Below are 16518 nucleotides of genomic sequence, written 5' to 3'. Positions count from 1 at the left end.
CAGGCCCGAATTCAGGCCCGAATTTTGGCCACAGCAATCCTGGTTCTGACCACCTCTGCGCCCAGTCATCGCCCAGTGATCGCCCAGTGATCGCTCAGCCGCCCCCGCCGACAGGCTAGCCTCTTTCGCCAAGGCGATACAACTTAAATGAAAGTCAATAATCAAAGAGACAACTTAAAACAGCCCCCCCCTTCTCCCTGCAACAGCTCCAAAGCATCAGGACTCCGCCAGATGATGACACTGCAGACGATCGTTACCCCCCGGCCGAGCATCTGCAACACGCCCACGCTTTATTATCGCGTCAGCGGCGCGGTGGTGCGCGATCCCACCCGGGGCAGTTTTATCCTGGGCCAGGACGCCAGACTTGCCTTTGACACCTATTTCAATCTCTTCAACCTTGGTTCCTGGAGCCAGGCCTGCGCTCTCGCCGGGCTTGGCCTTGAGGTAACCGCCAGCGGCCATCTGGAAATCCGCCTCTACCATCAGACGACAGCCCCCCCCGGTGCAAACGACACCCGCCCGGCCGCGCCCCCGACGCTGCTGCACTGCAGCCGCCAGCAGCTGACCCCGGCGCAGCCCTACCAGATAGATCTGACCGCGCTGTTACGGGGGCAGCAGCGCGGGCTGATCTGGCTGGAGATCCGTGCCCTGCAGGCCGGCGCCCGGTTTCAGAGCGCCCGGGTGACCTGCCGCCCCCCGCCGCGCAGTCTGCCGCGGCTGGCCATTGTCATCACCACCTACCAACGCGAGGCCAAGGTGCGCGACACCGTGGCCCGGCTGGAACGCTTTCTGGCCGGCTTTCCCTTTGGCGATCACATTCAGGTGCTGGTCATCGACAATGGCCGCAGCGCCAAAATCCCCGCCTCCGCCAGGGTCCGCTGCTACGACAACCCCAATTTTGGCGGCGCCGGCGGCTTTGCCCGCGGCCTGCTGGAGGCCCAGGACCAGGGCTTTACCCATTGCCTGTTCATGGATGATGATGCCGCCTTTCACATGGAAAACATCCGCCGCAGCTATATGCTGCTGGCCCTGGCCCGCGACCCCAGAACTGCCCTGGCCGGCGCCATGATCAGCAATCGCCAGCCCTGGAAGATCTGGGAGAGTGGCGCCTATTTTGATGGGTCCTGCCATCCGCTGTTCCACGGCACCGACCTGCGCCAGCCCGCAGCGCTCCAGCAAATGGAGCTCGCCACTCCGCAGCCACAGCCAGAGACCTTTTATGGCGGTTGGTGGTTCTTTGCCTTCCCGCTGGCAGGGCTGCGCCACCATCCCTTTCCCTTTTTTGTGCGCGGCGATGACATCAGTTTTTCCATCGCCAATCCCTTCTCCACTGTCACCCTCAACGGGGTGGTCTCCTTTCAGGATGATTTTGTCGAAAAGGAGAGCCCCCAGACGCTCTATCTCGATCTGCGCAACCACCTGCTGCACCATCTGGTCTTTGACCCGCTGTCCCGCTCGGCGCTTGGCACCGCCCGCATCGCCCTGCGCTTCATGCTGCGCTCGATGCTGCGCTGCAAATATGAAAGCGCCGCAGCCCAGCTCCTGGCCTGGCGGGATGTGATGCAGGGGCCAGAGTTCTTTGATCGCAATCTCGACATGCAGGCGCGCCAGGCCGATATCCGCGCCCTGACTCAGGTCGAGCACTGGCAGCCGGTCCATCCGCAGGACCTGCAAGAGCGGCGCCTCTTCAGTCGCCTGCCCCGCGCTCTGCGGCACTACTTTGGCCTCGCCAGTCTCAATGGGCATCTCCTGCCCTTCTGGAGCCGGATCGGCGACCGGATGGTGCTGGGGATTGAGGAACGCGGTCTGGTCTTTCCCGCCTTTGGCGGTGCCCAGCTGAGCTATATCACCGATGATGCCACGCACGGCTATAGGGTGCACCACTGCAAGCGGCGCTTTTTCACCCTGGCCTGGCAGATGTTCACCAGCCTGCTGCGCTGGCAGCGCCAGCACCGGCGCCTAAAACAGGCCTATCGGCGCGGCTATGCAGAGATGACCACCCGGGCCTATTGGCAGCGCAGGCTGACCCGCCCTGATCCAAGCGCCAATCCGGAGCCCATTTCTGGCGCCCCCCCCTGGTCGCCGCCCGATCCGGCCACCGCAGCCCCTCTCAGACCGATATATGGCCCGGTTTCGCCAGCCGAAACCCGCGCGGTCGCCCCCTCCAGCCAGGCGCCCGGAGCAGCTGCAAGAAGGTTCAACTCATGAGCGCCCCTGCCGGGCCGGAGCCTCCTACGGAGAGGGGGCGCCTCAGCGGGGTTCTTGCGTCTTGGCCATCTCCAGAACCGTCCTATGCGAGATCTGCCGCTGCTGGCGCAGCCCGTCCCAGATGGCACGGGTCAGCAACCGCAGAAAAGCCCGCCGCTCGCCCCGGTGCAGCCGCACCTTTGACAGCCATTTTGGCACGATCACCAAGAGCACCGGCCAGAACAGCGCGCCCGCCGCCAGCCGGTACAGCATCAGCAGATTGCGGTGATAGTAATAGACTTTCCACAGCGGGATAAAGCGACCGCGCTGCGCACCCTCGGCACCATCCTTGGCCACAAAGGTGCTGAGATCATGTTCAAAGCGCACCGAAGGCTCAAAGCCAATACGCCCCCCCGCCCGTGTCAGCTCCAGCGTATAGAGGCCGTCATCCCCATAGATAAACAGATCCGGGTCCGGATAGCCGATCCGCCGCACCGCATCGGCTGAAATGAAAAAACCAACAAAGGAGGTGACATCAATCTGCATGCCCGGCCCCTGGTAATCAGCGGGCTGCACATGAAAGCCGGAGCGGCCGCCGCCCAGGAGCGTGCGCAGAAATTCGCGACGATGCCAAAAGGGATTGCGCGAGGGGCGGTTCATTTCGCAGATCCCCCCCGCCGGGAAATAGACCGCAGAGGCCACCGCGTCCCAGCTGTCCTGTGGCCTCTGGTGCATCTCCAGCCCATGAAAGGCCGCGAGGCCGCCCTTGGCCGGGCGGCCATCATCATCCATCAGCACCAGCCAATCCGGCGCATGCTGCGCCATGGCGCGGCGCATGCCCATCTCAAACCCGCCGGCGCCGCCGCTGTTGGTGGCAGAGCTGAGGATATCCAGGCGCGGATCCTCCTGTGCGGCCTGCCAGCTTTGCAGCCAGGCACCGGTGCCATCGGTTGAAGCATTGTCCACCACCACCAGGGCCGCCAGCTCCTGCTCCGGGCTCTCCAGCAGCCGTGCCAGCGTCTCCTGCAATTTGTCCAGCCGGTTATAGGTCACCACCACGGCCACCAGACGCTGCGCCTCTGTGGAAGCGGCGCCTCCCTCCATAGATCCTGTCATGCTCTGCTCGTTCCTACTTGGCGCATCTGGCCCCTAACGCAGGCTGCGCGCCCCACTCTCATTGGGGCTCAAAACTCACACTTGCGCCCGCATGTCAAACCCCAGATGCCACACGGCGGCAGGGAGCGGCGCTCTCCGAACCACATGTTCTGGCCCGACGCTCTGCGCCAAACACCGCTCAAACCGCCATCAAATGTTTCGCGCGCGAAACATTTGCCCTCCCTGGTCGCGCTCCAGATCAGGGCCAAAGCAGCAGAATAGACACAAAAAGGCACGCAAATGCGTGCCTTTTGACAGATCTCACCAGGGAGAGCCTGGGGGTTTAGCGCTGTTGCAGCCAGATCTTCAACTCTTCCAACAGCGCCGCATCCACCGCTTCGCCGCTCAATTCGATCCGTTTTGCCCCTGGCTGAAAGCCAAGACGCAGCCCGGGGGCAAGCTGGGTTGTGACCCGTTCCTGCGCCCCGATATCAGCTGTAGTTTGGCGAATTCTGGGCTGACCTTCCGCCGGAGCCTTCGGCTCTAAAGGTGGGTTTGGGCTCTCGTTCTGATCTGCCTGAGCTGCGGCAAGGGTCGCATTCAAAACCGCCAGTTCCTCGGCTGCTGCCCCCCGTTCCGACGCCTGCAGCGCCGCTTTGAGCCGCGCGGCAAAACCAGGGTCCTCCCCCATCTGGCGCACCAGGGCCAGGCCCAGCTTCTCACTGATGGCGGTGGGGAAATAAAGCGCCGCATCCAGGGCCTCGACCAGAGTGACAAAACTGCCGATCTTGGAGCGCTTGGCGCGCGGCGCATTGGCAAACAGCCCCTGCAGCGCCTTTTTCTGGCTGGGAAAGACCCCTTCCTTCAGCGCCCGGACCGCAATGCGGGCGCGCTCATAATGGGACAGATTGACCCGAATTTCATTCTCTTCCACCATAGCGACATAGGCCGCCTCGGCGCTATCAGGACGGATCACCAGGGCTTTAACTGTGGCGAATTCAGACTCTGATGCCTCAGCATAGAGACTGCGCAGTGCCGAGAGCCGCCGCCAACCGGAAATCAGCCCCCAGGATTTTCCATCGATGCGCCCCTCCAGCGGCACCACCTCGATCGGGGTCTGCTGGCCACGCGCCCGCAGGGATGAGATCAGGCCCTCCATCTCCTCGGCGTCCTGATCAATGCGATCGCGCACCAGATGGGTCTCATCAATCAGATCCAGGGCAATCTCTTCGATCATCAGCCCGCGCGCCCGCGCCTGTTGCAGCACTTCAGAGACCTCCTGCAGCGCCGCTTCGGTTGAGGCCGCCCCCGCCACCTGAGCAATGGGCGCAGGGGCGGCGGAGGGCAGGGGGCCGGCAAGGGCGGATTTGCCCTCGGGTGCCGCCTCAAGATAGCGACCCTGTGCCGGGGAAAGCCGTTTGCGTTTTGCCATCTGCTGATCTCCTTATCCTGCTCACCCTGCGCGCTTTACCTTGTTAGAGCCTTAGGCCGGCGTGCGCTGATCCTGCTTTTCGGCCTCTTGCTCCAGCTCTGCCCGGCGCCAGACCCCCAAAAGCAGCCGCTTAAACGCCGCATAGGTGGCGTCAAATGTTTCGCGCCCGCGCGCGTAGGTTTCGCGGTTGAAATCGCGGTAATCCGCCTCGTAGATGCCCGAGACCTGTTCACCGGCCTGGCCAATCAGAGCGGTGAAATCCTGTTTATGCGGAGAGAGCACCGGCCCCATATAGGCCTGCATCACCCCGGCCAGCTCGCCCTGCTGGGCGCTGTCATAGCGGGTGATAACGGCGCGCACCGCATCCCATTCAAAGCCCATCTCGGGGCGGCCCAGGGCGCGGGCCGCCAGGTTCTCGCCCTCTTCAATGGAGGCAAAGGTGGAATGCAGCATGTCAAAGAAACGCCCGGTACTGTCGAATTCCAGAAACGAGGCCCCCAGCGGCACCAGCAGGATATCCGAGGCCGCCAGCCCGTTGATGGTGAGATAGCCAAGCGCTGGCGGCGTGTCGATGAAGATGACATCATAGTCGTCCAGCACCCCGTCGGCCTCGAGCCGGTCAGTGAGCGCATCCCAGAGCTTCCAGGAGCGCGCCGCCATGCGCCAGACCGGGATCTGGAACTCGGCCCAGTAGAGATTGAGCTGCGCCCCGATGAGATCAATATTGGGCCAATGGGTGCCCTGAATGACATCCGTGGCTGTCATCTCCATAGCGGCGGAAAGGGTATCCTCCAGCGGCTGGGGCGCCTCACCCCGGTCCAGGCGACGCTGGTTCTCAGCCCGCAGATGATCGCCGTAGTGGCGCGCCAGCAGCGGGAAGGCGGTCTGCCACTCGTCTTCGACCTGGCCGCCAAAGATCGAGGTCATCGAGCCCTGGCTGTCCAGATCGATCACCAGCACCCGATAGCCATCCAGCGCCGCCGACATGGCCAGATGCGCCGCGGTCGAGGTCTTGCCAACCCCGCCTTTGAAATTGGCCACCGAGACCAGCTTGGCCGGCAGGCCCTTTGGGCGGTAGGGGGTATAGTCCTTGGCTTTGGAGCCCTGGGCGCCAAAATGCGCCCTCAGCACCAGCACCTCGTCCAGGGTGAACCATTTGGCGCCGCCTTCGGTCTCTGAGCGCCCCTGTGGCAAGTCTGGATTGGCCTTGAGCACCCGGCGGAAATGGGCCTGGGCCACGGGGATCAAATAGCGGGTGATTTCCCAGGTGGAAAACAGCCGCAGCTCCTTGCGGCCCTGTTCATTCATGCCGCGGCTGGACAGATCTGCACGCCCCTGCGCACAGCCCTGGGCAATCTCGGCAAAGCCGGAGGTATTGGTGGGATTCTCCAGCTCAGCCATGGCCGCATCGGGATCGATGTTGAAATAGGGGGGCAGCCCTGCGCCTGCCTTGTGGATATCTCGTGCCATGCTGCCGCTTTACCTTTGCCCGCTTGCCACCTGCCTTGATGTAGAAGGTGCTGGCCTTCTACCTGTCAGGACTGCAATGTAACGCCTTTATGGCCTGATATCAGAAAAGGCAGCACATGGGAAGAATATGCGCAGGCCTTTTTCTTTTTCTAAGCAAATCAGGCCTCTGCAGGGGGGTAAACCTGGGTGTTTTAGCAGGGGAAAATTTTTCTACCCTGTTATTTATGAGTTATATTATAGTTACAGCGCCAAGGGTAGGCGATGAAAGCCCTTTTTTTATTGGCGATTGGCGGGATTTTTGATCCACAGATGACTCTGAAACCCCGTTGAAACGACTCCAATCCCCCGAAACAGTGACTCCGGAACCCCGTTGAGAAAGCTTGTGGATAACTCTAGGGTGGGCGTAATTAAAACCACGAAAACGAGTCACCCCGGGAGTCTGACGGATCAGGCGTGATACCTGGGGGGCGGCAGGCGAAACGGGCAGGGCAGTCATGGCAGGGGCAGGCGGAGCATATCCAGCTGAAGCAGCGGGGGGATTTTTCCTCTGCGACATCTTTGACGCCATTCCCAAGAATGATCTGGCCTCGATGGAACATCCGCTGTTTTCTCTGGCGACACGCCCAGACCGGCGTATTTTGAACTATGAGCATAATGGTGCTGAGATCACCGTGGTGCCATCGGTCAAAGGCCTGGCGACGATCCATGACAAGGATATCCTGATCTTCTGCATCAGCCAGCTGATGGCGGCGCAGAACGCGGGGCGGCAGCTGTCGCGCACTCTGCATCTCAAGGCGCATGATCTGTTGATTGCCACCAATCGCGAGACCTCGGGCGATGCCTATCGGCGCTTGCGCGAGAGTTTTGAGCGCTTGGCGGGCACCCGTATCACCACCAATATCACCACCGGCGGCGAAGAGGTGACCTCGGGCTTTGGCCTGATCGAGAGCTGGGAGATCGTGCGGAAAGCGCGGGGGGGACGCATGGTCAATGTGGCGGTGACCCTGTCGGATTGGCTGTTTCGAGCGGTGTTGTCGAAATCGGTGCTGACGCTGAGCCGCGATTATTTCCGCCTGCGCAAACCGCTGGAGCGGCGCATCTATGAGCTGACACGCAAACATTGCGGCCGGCAAAACGCCTGGACCATCTCGGTGGAGACCCTGCTGAAGAAATCCGGCTCCGCCAGTCCGCGGCGGGTGTTTCGCAAAATGATCCGCGACATGATAGAGGCGCAACCGCTGCCGGATTACGCCATGGAAGAGCTGCCGGGGGATTTGATCCGGTTCAGCCAGAAACACGCGGTGACCGAGCCGGGGGCTCTGGATGCGCCGATTTTGAAAGCCACGACGCTGGAGCGCGCCCGCGATCTGATGCCAGGCGCGGATGTCTATGCGCTGGAGGCGGAATGGCGCGCCATGTGGGCCAGATCCGGGCGGCCACGCCTGCGCCAGGCCGATGCGGCCTTCCTCGGTTGGGTCAAAAAACGTGGTGCTGAGTAGGGGCTTTGCCCCCTCGCGCCAAGATGGGGCTTTGCCCCGTTCAATCCTCAAAGCCTCCGCCGGAGGCTTTGCCGCCCTTGGCGGACCGGATCTCACCCCCCCAGGATATTTAAGGCCAAATGAAAGGGGAGCTGGCTCATTCACTTTTCTTCGGACTCCGCCCGTTTTTGCCTAAAAGCCTCTCCCAGAGTCTTTCCAAGACGGCGCAAACGCCCCGCCGGAGGCCATCAAATGTTTCGCGCGCGAAACATTTGACTAGATTTGGATCCGTTTGGTAGCTGGCACCAGGGCGTTGATCTGGGCGATATGTTCGGGCAGGCAATGGCTGAGGAAGTCGTAATTCTGCAGCACATGGGCGCGCGCCGCTGGTCCCAGATGGGTGTAAGACCCCGGGTTGGCCACAACATCCACCACTTGATCCGCAAGCGCGCCTGGGTCAAAGAAATCCACCAGCATGCCGGTTTCGCCGTGGCTGACGGCCTCGCGCACGGGCGCGACATCTGCCGCTACCACGGTGGCCTGCATCGACATGGCCTCGAGCAGGGACCAGCTGAGCACAAAAGGCATGGTGAGGTAGATGTGGCAGCGGGAGATGCGGAGGATCCGGCAGAGATCCTCATAGGGGACCTTGCCGAGGAAATGCACCCGGTTCCAATCCACACTGTCGCCCAGCTCGGCCTCCATCTCGCCGCGCAGCCCCTGGGGGTGGCTGCTCTCGACGCCGTAGGAGGTCTCGTTGCCGCCAATCATCAAGACCCGTGCCTGGGGGCGCTCGGCCAGGATCTGGGGCAGGGCGCGCATCATGATATGAAAGCCTCGGGCGCGCTCCATATTGCGCGCCACATAGGTGATGACCTCATCCTCGCGAGTCAGGGGGTGGTCCAGTCGCCCCAGACCAACCGAGGCCTGCGGGTCGGGCAGCAACCGGTCGCAGCGAATGCCGTCATGGCAGGTATACATGCGGTCGTGGAAAGACTGCGGGAAGCGATCGCGTTGCCAGAGGGTGGGGGTATGGCCCTGATCGACCACTTCGATGCTGGCATAGGGCACGCTATTGCGGGCCTGGGCAAAAAAACCGGCCTGATCATTGGGGGGATTATCCGGATCAAACCCGACCAACCCACCGGAGGTGCGGTAGAAATATTCAAAAAATCCAATCACCGGCACATCCGGCCAGACCTCTTTCATGAACAAGAGTTCGCCCCAACCGGTATGGCCAATGATGATATCGGGTTTAAAGCCATGCTCGCGCTCCAGCCGACGCGCCGCCAGGGCGGCGCCCAGCCCGGCACCGGCGGCCGCTTCCCAGTCCTTGGACAGCCCGTAAGCCTCTTTGTCGGGCTGATGATGGGTCTGATAGGTGACGGTGGTGACACCCTGCAGCTGCAGCCCCCTGCGTTGGGTCAGAAAGACGATCTCATGCCCGCCTTGTTTGACCAGCCAGGCGAGCAGCTCGCGATATTGGCCGGGCATGTTTTGATGGACAAAAAGGAATTTCATGAGGGGGCTATACCTTGGCTATACTTTGACCTCATGCTTGCCGGGGAATGGGCCTGGGTGCAAGTCAGCAGCGAGAGGGCCTATCCTGGCTTGCCATGGTTGCGACATGGTTGTGTCATGGCGAGGCCGGGTTTTCTGGCAAAACAGAGCTGGGTGCGCTTTCCCGCATGGTCGATATATTTTGGGCTCGGCTTGGGGGAGGGAATATGAGCAAGGTGACGGGATAAGAGATGCAGGTTGAAGAGACGGGATTGCCGGGGGTGAAGGTCCTGATACCGCAGCGCTTCGGGGATGCGCGCGGCTTTTTTAGCGAATGCTGGAGCCGCCAGCGCCTAGCGGAGCAGGGGATTGATCTGGATTTTGTGCAGGACAATCACTCCCTGTCGATGCAGGTTGGCACTCTGCGCGGGTTGCATTTTCAATCGCCCCCCCATGCCCAGGCCAAACTGGTGCGCTGTGGCCGCGGCGCCCTGTTTGATGTGGCGGTGGATATTCGCCGTGGTTCGCCGACATATGGAAAATGGTTCGGCATCGAGCTGACGGCAGAAAACGGCAAGCAGCTTTTGGTGCCTGCGGGGTTTTTGCATGGCTTCATCACCCGCGCGCCTGAGACGGAGATCCTGTATAAATGCAGCGACTACTATGCGCCCGATTGCGATGGGGCGGTGGCCTGGGACAGTTGTGGCATCGATTGGGGCTATGAGGGCGCCCCTGTGCTGTCGGACAAGGATGCCGCAGCCCCGGCGCTGGCGAATTTTGACAGCCCCTTTGTCTGGGAGGGCGCGCCGTCATGAAGATTCTGGTCACCGGCGGCGCTGGCTTTATCGGATCCGCCGTGGTGCGCCGCGCCATTGCGGCGGGCCACGCGGTGGTCAATCTGGATGCGCTGACCTATGCCGCCTGTCTGGAGAATGTGGCCTCAGTGGCGGATCATGCCAACTATGCCTTTGAGCAGGTGGATATCCGTGACCGCGCGGCGCTGGACCGGGTCTTTGCCGCCCATGCCCCCGATGCGGTGATGCATCTGGCGGCTGAGAGCCATGTGGATCGCTCCATCGACGGGCCTGGCGATTTCATCGAGACCAATATCACCGGCACCTTTAATATGCTGGAAGCCGCGCGCAAATACTGGATCGAGGCGGGACGGCCCGCCGCCTTCCGCTTCCATCACATTTCCACGGATGAGGTCTATGGCAGCCTGCCAGCGGACCCTGAGGTGCAGTTCAGCGAAAGTACCGCCTATGATCCGCGCTCGCCCTATTCTGCCAGTAAGGCGGCAAGCGATCATCTGGTGCGCGCCTGGGCCGAGACCTATGGGTTGCCGGTGGTCCTCACCAATTGCTCCAACAACTACGGTCCCTTCCACTTTCCCGAAAAGCTGGTGCCAGTGGTGATCTTGAACGCGCTGGCGGGTAAGGCGCTGCCAATCTACGGCGATGGATCAAACGTGCGCGACTGGCTCTATGTCGAGGATCACGCCGAGGCGCTGATTTTGGTGCTGCAAAAGGGTCAGCTGGGGCGCAGCTACAATATTGGCGGCGAGAACGAGTGTTCCAATCTGGACCTGGTGCAAACCCTTTGCACCATTCTGGATGAAAAACGCCCCCGTGCAGATGGGCAGTCCTATCAGGACCAGATTAGCTTTGTGACGGATCGTCCGGGCCATGATGCCCGCTATGCAATTGACCCCAGCCGCATCCGCACGGAGCTGGGCTGGCGGCCCTCGGTGACGGTAGAAGAGGGGCTAGAGAAAACCGTGCAATGGTATCTCGACAACGAGAGCTGGTGGCGCGCGCTGCAGGATCGCAGCGGTGTGGGGCAACGTTTGGGGACAGGCAAGTGATGGCTTTCTTCTGGGACGCCATCACTTGCCCGTTTGGCGGCTAAGCCGCCTGCCTCCGGCGGGAATATTTAGGGAAAGATGAAGGGGAGGGTGCGGCATATGGCGGGGATCCTTGTTTTTGGTAAGACAGGACAGCTGGCGCGGGAATTGGCGCCGCTGGATGATGTCACCTGTCTGGGGCGGGATCAGGCGGATCTGTCGGATCCAGCGGCCTGCGCTGCGGCCATTCGGGCCGCGCGGCCTGCGGCGGTGATTAATGCGGCCGCCTATACGGCGGTCGATCGCGCGGAAGAAGAAGAGGCGCTGGCAACCCTGATCAACGGTGCAGCCCCGGCGGCGATGGCACAGGCCTGCGCTGATCTGGGCATCCCCTTTGTGCATGTCTCCACCGATTACGTCTTTGACGGCAGCGGCGAGACGGCCTGGCAGCCTCAAGATATGGTGGCCCCGGTGAATGCCTATGGCCGCTCAAAACTGGCGGGCGAAGAGGGCGTGGGTGCGGCAGGAGGCGCCTATGCTCTTTTGCGCACATCCTGGGTGGTCTCCTCCCATGGCCATAACTTCGTCAAAACCATGCTGCGCCTGGGCGCCGAGCGCGATCGCCTGACGATTGTGGCGGATCAGATTGGCGCACCGACACCTGCCCGCGCGATCGCAGACACCTGCCTGGCCATGGTACAACAGCTGCGCCAGGATCCCGGAAAATCGGGGGTCTATCACCTGCAGGGCGCGCCTCAGGTCAGCTGGGCCGGATTTGCCACGGAGATTTTTGCCCAGGCTGGGATGACCTGTGAGGTTGAGGGTATTGCAACCACCGCCTATCCAACGCCTGCGGCACGGCCGTTGAACTCACGGCTGGATTGCACAACGTTAGAGACTGTTTTTGGTATTTCTCAGCCGGATTGGCGGCTGGGATTGCGTGATATTTTGAAAGATTTGGGAGAGGCGTCATGAGCGCGCGAAAAGGCATTATTCTGGCAGGTGGATCCGGCACCCGGCTGTATCCGATCACAATGGGCGTCTCAAAACAGCTGCTGCCGATCTATGACAAGCCGATGATCTATTATCCGCTGAGCGTACTGATGCTGGCCGGGATCCGCGAGATCTGCCTGATCACCACGCCGCAGGATCAGGGCCAGTTCAAACGCACCCTCGGCGATGGCAGCCAATGGGGTGTCAGCCTCACCTATGTGGTGCAGCCTTCCCCGGACGGGCTGGCACAGGCCTTTATCCTGGCCGAAGATTTCCTGGATGGGGCCCCTTCGGCGCTGGTGCTGGGGGATAATATCTTCTTTGGCCATGGGCTGCCAAAACTGCTGGCGGCGGCCGATGCGCAGCCTGCGGGCGGCACCGTCTTTGGCTATCACGTGGCGGATCCCGAGCGCTATGGCGTGGTAGAATTTGACGGGGCAGGGCGCGCCCGCCAGATCATTGAAAAACCAAGCGTGCCGCCTTCGAACTATGCGGTGACGGGCCTTTACTTCCTGGACGGCACCGCATCTGAGCGTGCGCGCGCGGTGCAGCCCAGCTCCCGCGGTGAGCTGGAAATCACCGATCTGTTGCAGAGCTATCTGGACGAAGATGGCCTGCGCGTTGAGACCATGGGCCGGGGCTATGCCTGGCTCGACACCGGCACTCATGGCTCGCTTCTGGAGGCGGGGAACTTTGTGCGCACCCTACAGGAGCGCCAGGGATTGCAGACCGGTTGCCCTGAGGAAATCGCCTATGAGGCGGGCTGGATCAGCCGTGACCAACTCAAGGCGCGCGCCGCGCTCTTTGCCAAAAACGAATATGGCCGCTACCTGGAACAGTTGCTGCGCTAGGGCAACAATAGGGCTTCATTTGGCCATAAATATCCCGGGGGAACGGTCCTAAAGGGCCGTGGGGGCAGAGCCCCCTCTGATCCCTTTAGAGGGGGCGCAAGCCGCCTGCGCCAATCCCTTGATACAATGTCGGCCCTTACAGGACGCCGGCGCGGCTGAAGACCCCAAAGAAGTTGCCAATGAGATTGGAGATGGTCAGCGCGTCATTGATGGGCGATTCCGTTGCAATCACCAGGTCTCCGGGATTGATCTGGAACTGGCGGGCCGAAAACAGCCCATCCGCCGAGGTCAGATCCAGACTGAAGACCACCCGGGTCTGACGCGGTCCTCGCACCCCTGGGGCCACGGCCTCAGATCCATATTCGCGCAGCACCAACAGCCCCTGCGGATCGGCACGCCCATCCTGGAAGCCCCCTGACACCGAGATCGCATCCATCGCCGACATCTCATCCTTGGTAAAGGTATGCAGGTCTTCCTTACCGGTGGCGCCAAAGGAGAGGAAATAGCGCTCGTCCTCTTCAACAAAGACCCGGTCACCGCCGCGCAGCAGGGTGTCGAGCCGGGGATTGTTCAGCAGGTTGTCCACCGAGGTGCCATAGATACTGCGCCCCCGGACCAGACGGATCTGCGGGTTGTTGAGATGGGCGCCAATGCCGCCGCCCATGGAGATCAGCCCCAGCACCGAAAAATTGCGGTTGGGCATCGGATAGGTGCCGGGATTAGCAACGCCGCTGACCAGATCCACCGAATTGTTACGCCCTTCGGCCATATCCAGCTGTAACTGGGCTGCAGGCACAATGCTCTCCAGCTCGTCCTGCAGTTTTTCCCGCGCCAGATCTGGGGTCAGCCCCAGCACATTCACATTGCCCACATAGGGCATGAAGATGGTGCCATTGGCTGCCACGCGCACATCCTGAAGCTGCACCATCTTCTGCTCGATCGAAGTCAAAAGCGAGTTGTCGCTGCTGTCCCAGATGCGCAGGGTCAGCTTGTCGCCGGGCTGGATGATCTGGGTTTTGGCCCCATTGCTGGCGCCGATCCAGTTGAGCCGTTCCTGTTTGCCCGTGGCGGGCCAATGTGCCACCGTCGGCAGGAAGGCCCGGGTCACCGCATAAAGCGCAAAATCCGCATCCGCATCCGAAGATTGCTTGATGATCTCCTCGCTGGCTGGGGCGCCACCGGGCAGGCGCCCACATGCTGCTGGCAACAAAAGCAGGCTGGCAGCGGCGGACAGAAGAATCAGAAGGCGCATAGAGGCTCTTTTCAGGAATGGTCTTGATTTTTGCTGTCCGCAAGATACTGGGCTTGCTGTGCGCGTCAACTGAACTGCGCGCCGGACACAAACAGAGGCGGCATATGGGTTTTCCGGTCACAGTTGTTCTAGGAGCCTCGGGGCGGATTGGCAGGGTGCTGCGCCATTGCTGGCCCCGAACCGCGTCGATGGCCGGAGCCGAGATCCGCTGGCAAAGCCGGCAGCCGCTGCCCCCACAGCCGGGTGCGACAGCGGCAAATCTGCTGGATCCCCTGGCGGATTCCCAGGGCCTGGCCCAGCTCTGCGCCGGGGCCGAGGTGGTGCTTTGCCTGGCCGGAAGTATTCCGGGGCGCGGCAGCGATCTGGCCGATAACAGCCGCCTGGCCTGCGCCGCCGTGCAGGCCGCGGCGGCGCAGGCCAGAGACTGTGGTACGCCCGCCGCGCGGGTTCTGCTCAGCTCTTCGGCCGCGGTCTATGGCAATCAGCCGGGGATCTGCGGTGCGGTGCGCCCGCCGCATCCCGCCAATGCCTATGGGGCAGCCAAGCTGGAAATGGAACAAAAGGCGCTGGCGCTGGGGCAGCAACTGGGGGTGCCGGTCACCGCTCTGCGCATCGGCAATATCGCCGGGCTGGATGCGATCCTGGGGGGCTGGCAGCCGGGGTTTTGCCTTGATCAATTTGCCGATGGCCGCAGCCCGCGGCGCAGCTATATCGGCCCGGTGACATTGGCCCGGGTGCTGGCCGCCCTGGTGGCCAGACCCAAACTGCCCCCGGTGCTGAACCTGGCCCAGCCCGGCGCCTTGGAGATGGCGGCATTGCTGCGCGCCGCCGGGCATGCCTTTGCCTGGCGTCCGGCCCCGGCAGCCGCCATTGCCGAGGTGACGCTGGAGCTCACCCCCCTGCAGAAACTGCTGCAAGATGGCGTGCTGAGCCCTGCCTTGGACGCGGCTGATGCTTTGCAGATGGTGGCAGAATGGGCCGATTTAGAGCCTGCTTTTACCGCCAAAACCCCACTGCCCATTGATCCCTCCCCCCATAAGGAGAAGCCCCGCTGATGACCTGGCGCAAACGTCTTTTTGATCTGTTCTTTGTCACCCTGCTGATCGTGATCCTCGGCCCCATTCTGCTGATGATCCTGATCTGGCTGTTGGTGAAAGAGGGGCGTCCGGTGTTCTACCTGGCCGATCGCATGACCACCCCCAGCCGCAGCTTCCGGCTGTGGAAGCTGCGCACCATGACGGTGGTCAGCGAAGACAGTGGTGTATCGGGCGGCGACAAGGCGGCCCGCATCACCAAAACCGGCGCCTGGCTGCGCTCCAAGCGGCTGGATGAATTTCCACAGCTGTGGAATATCCTCAAAGGCGATCTCTCCTTTGTCGGCCCGCGCCCGCCGCTGCGCCAATATGTCGAGGCCAACCCCGAACTCTACGCCAAGGTGCTGAAATCACGCCCCGGTGTCACGGGCCTCGCCTCGATTGCCTATCACAAACACGAGGCCGCGCTTTTGGCGCGCTGCCAGACCCCGGAAGAGACCGATGCGGTCTATTCCCGTATCTGCGTGCCCGCCAAGGCGCGGCTGGATCTGATTTATCAGCGTCATCAAAACATGTGTTTTGACTTTGATTTGGTCTTTCAAACCATAGGCAATATTTTTCGGCGCAAATAAGAGGCCGGAGAGCACAGGCTCAGCCCTCTTTTATCAAACAGTATTTCAGGACTTCCTCATGCGTAAAAAGTAACCAAAGCGATTTTCCCGGTTGCGGGTCCGGGGATCCGGTTGCGGCCCGCGACCAAACCGGTGCCCGAGGAAATCATGACCCTGGTGCCGACCCATGGGTTCCGTTTCCAGGGCGAGCGTTATGATTGCGGCTCTAAGGCCGGCTTTCTACAGGCCACCGTTTCCTTTGCCCTCTCACGCCCCGAGCTGCGCGATGATCCGACGCAATACCTCAACAAGGTCACAAACATGGACAAGGCCGCAGAAGAAGCGGCCATAAGCGCCGCTCCTGACCTATGCTGGGAGCGGCGCCAATTACTCTGTCCTGAGCGACGTAAAAGACACGCCATTATTACAGAGGTGAGGGACAGAAACAGAGCGCGTCTGGGACTTTTCGTTGCTCCGCCTGCCCTTTCTATGTTAGATGGAAGCCCTACAAATACTGGCAGGATGGTGGTTTTTGATATTAACAAACTCTACTGCACCCAACTTCGTGCCCGCGCCGATACCTAAGTCTCAAAGGCCGCCTTGTTTCAAAAGGCGATTACCCGCCAAATCTCGCCTGTTTTAAAAGCGACGGGCAACCCCAGATTGCAAGGCTGCATTCTTTTTAATAAACTGGGGCAATTCGACCAAACCGCCTCTTGAAACCATGCTTTTTTGAACGTGATACCGACCAAAACGACATAGAGATATTTTA

General features: G+C 61.5%; 14 protein-coding genes. 9 read left to right on the top strand and 5 right to left on the bottom strand.

Features of this window, described 5'->3' with window-relative positions; all coding sequences use genetic code 11:
* Positions 1 to 231: 231 nt before the first annotated feature.
* Positions 232 to 2208, top strand: a complete 1977-nt coding sequence (locus AN476_RS19160; protein WP_054463385.1) for a glycosyltransferase — start codon at positions 232 to 234, stop codon at positions 2206 to 2208.
* A 42-nt stretch (positions 2209 to 2250) separates the two neighbouring features.
* On the opposite strand, the gene AN476_RS19155 is transcribed toward AN476_RS19160, so the two are convergent.
* The 3 genes from AN476_RS19155 to AN476_RS19145 all read right to left on the bottom strand — a co-directional run bounded on the left by AN476_RS19155 (position 2251) and on the right by AN476_RS19145 (position 6184).
* The gene (locus AN476_RS19155; protein WP_054463384.1) at positions 2251 to 3303 is read right to left on the bottom strand and encodes a glycosyltransferase; all 1053 of its coding nucleotides are present in this window, start codon (positions 3301 to 3303) and stop codon (positions 2251 to 2253) included.
* 322 nt (positions 3304 to 3625) lie between these two features.
* Entirely contained in the window at positions 3626 to 4714 is a 1089-nt protein-coding gene (locus tag AN476_RS19150; protein WP_054463383.1) for a ParB N-terminal domain-containing protein, read from the bottom strand.
* 51 nt (positions 4715 to 4765) lie between these two features.
* Positions 4766 to 6184: an AAA family ATPase gene (locus AN476_RS19145; protein WP_054463382.1), complete on the bottom strand. Its 1419-nt coding sequence runs from the start codon at positions 6182 to 6184 to the stop codon at positions 4766 to 4768.
* 494 nt (positions 6185 to 6678) lie between these two features.
* Between AN476_RS19145 and AN476_RS19140 the strand changes: the two genes are divergently transcribed.
* Positions 6679 to 7683: a replication initiator protein A gene (locus AN476_RS19140; protein ID WP_054463381.1), complete on the top strand. Its 1005-nt coding sequence runs from the start codon at positions 6679 to 6681 to the stop codon at positions 7681 to 7683.
* A 255-nt stretch (positions 7684 to 7938) separates the two neighbouring features.
* Here AN476_RS19140 and AN476_RS19135 read toward each other — a convergent pair whose 3' ends face one another.
* Positions 7939 to 9183, bottom strand: a complete 1245-nt coding sequence (locus AN476_RS19135) for a glycosyltransferase family 4 protein (protein ID WP_054463380.1) — start codon at positions 9181 to 9183, stop codon at positions 7939 to 7941.
* A 230-nt stretch (positions 9184 to 9413) separates the two neighbouring features.
* On the opposite strand from AN476_RS19135, the gene rfbC reads away from it, so the two are divergent.
* From rfbC to rfbA, 4 genes are all read left to right on the top strand, one after another.
* Entirely contained in the window at positions 9414 to 9977 is a 564-nt protein-coding gene (gene rfbC / locus AN476_RS19130; RefSeq protein WP_054463379.1) for a dTDP-4-dehydrorhamnose 3,5-epimerase, read from the top strand.
* Complete coding sequence (gene rfbB / locus AN476_RS19125; RefSeq protein WP_054463378.1) at positions 9974 to 11026, top strand: dTDP-glucose 4,6-dehydratase; 1053 nt, start codon at positions 9974 to 9976, stop codon at positions 11024 to 11026. The genes rfbC and rfbB overlap by 4 nt, the downstream gene beginning before the upstream one ends.
* A 99-nt stretch (positions 11027 to 11125) precedes the next feature.
* On the top strand, positions 11126 to 11980 hold the full coding sequence (rfbD, locus tag AN476_RS19120) for a dTDP-4-dehydrorhamnose reductase (protein ID WP_054463377.1): 855 nt from the start codon (positions 11126 to 11128) through the stop codon (positions 11978 to 11980).
* Positions 11977 to 12849, top strand: a complete 873-nt coding sequence (gene rfbA, locus AN476_RS19115; RefSeq protein WP_054463376.1) for a glucose-1-phosphate thymidylyltransferase RfbA — start codon at positions 11977 to 11979, stop codon at positions 12847 to 12849. The genes rfbD and rfbA overlap by 4 nt, the downstream gene beginning before the upstream one ends.
* A 136-nt stretch (positions 12850 to 12985) precedes the next feature.
* Here the strand turns inward: rfbA and AN476_RS19110 are convergent, their stop codons facing one another.
* Positions 12986 to 14101, bottom strand: a complete 1116-nt coding sequence (locus AN476_RS19110; RefSeq protein WP_054463375.1) for a polysaccharide biosynthesis/export family protein — start codon at positions 14099 to 14101, stop codon at positions 12986 to 12988.
* A gap of 104 nt (positions 14102 to 14205) precedes the next feature.
* On the opposite strand from AN476_RS19110, the gene AN476_RS19105 reads away from it, so the two are divergent.
* From AN476_RS19105 to AN476_RS23620, 3 genes are all read left to right on the top strand, one after another.
* Positions 14206 to 15156: an NAD(P)-dependent oxidoreductase gene (locus AN476_RS19105; protein ID WP_083464410.1), complete on the top strand. Its 951-nt coding sequence runs from the start codon at positions 14206 to 14208 to the stop codon at positions 15154 to 15156.
* Positions 15156 to 15767 (top strand): sugar transferase, encoded by a 612-nt coding sequence (locus AN476_RS19100; protein ID WP_054463374.1) that lies wholly within the window; start codon positions 15156 to 15158, stop codon positions 15765 to 15767. Before AN476_RS19105 ends, AN476_RS19100 begins: the two co-directional genes overlap by 1 nt.
* 147 nt (positions 15768 to 15914) lie before the next feature.
* Positions 15915 to 16331, top strand: a complete 417-nt coding sequence (locus tag AN476_RS23620; protein WP_054463373.1) for a hypothetical protein — start codon at positions 15915 to 15917, stop codon at positions 16329 to 16331.
* Positions 16332 to 16518 lie beyond the last annotated feature (187 nt).

The organism is Phaeobacter sp. 11ANDIMAR09 (assembly GCF_001294455.1).
In the GTDB taxonomy this organism is placed as follows: Bacteria; Pseudomonadota; Alphaproteobacteria; order Rhodobacterales; family Rhodobacteraceae; genus Pseudophaeobacter.
The sequence above is the reverse complement of the archived record's forward strand: the minus strand, read 5'-3'. Positions and strand labels throughout refer to the sequence as shown.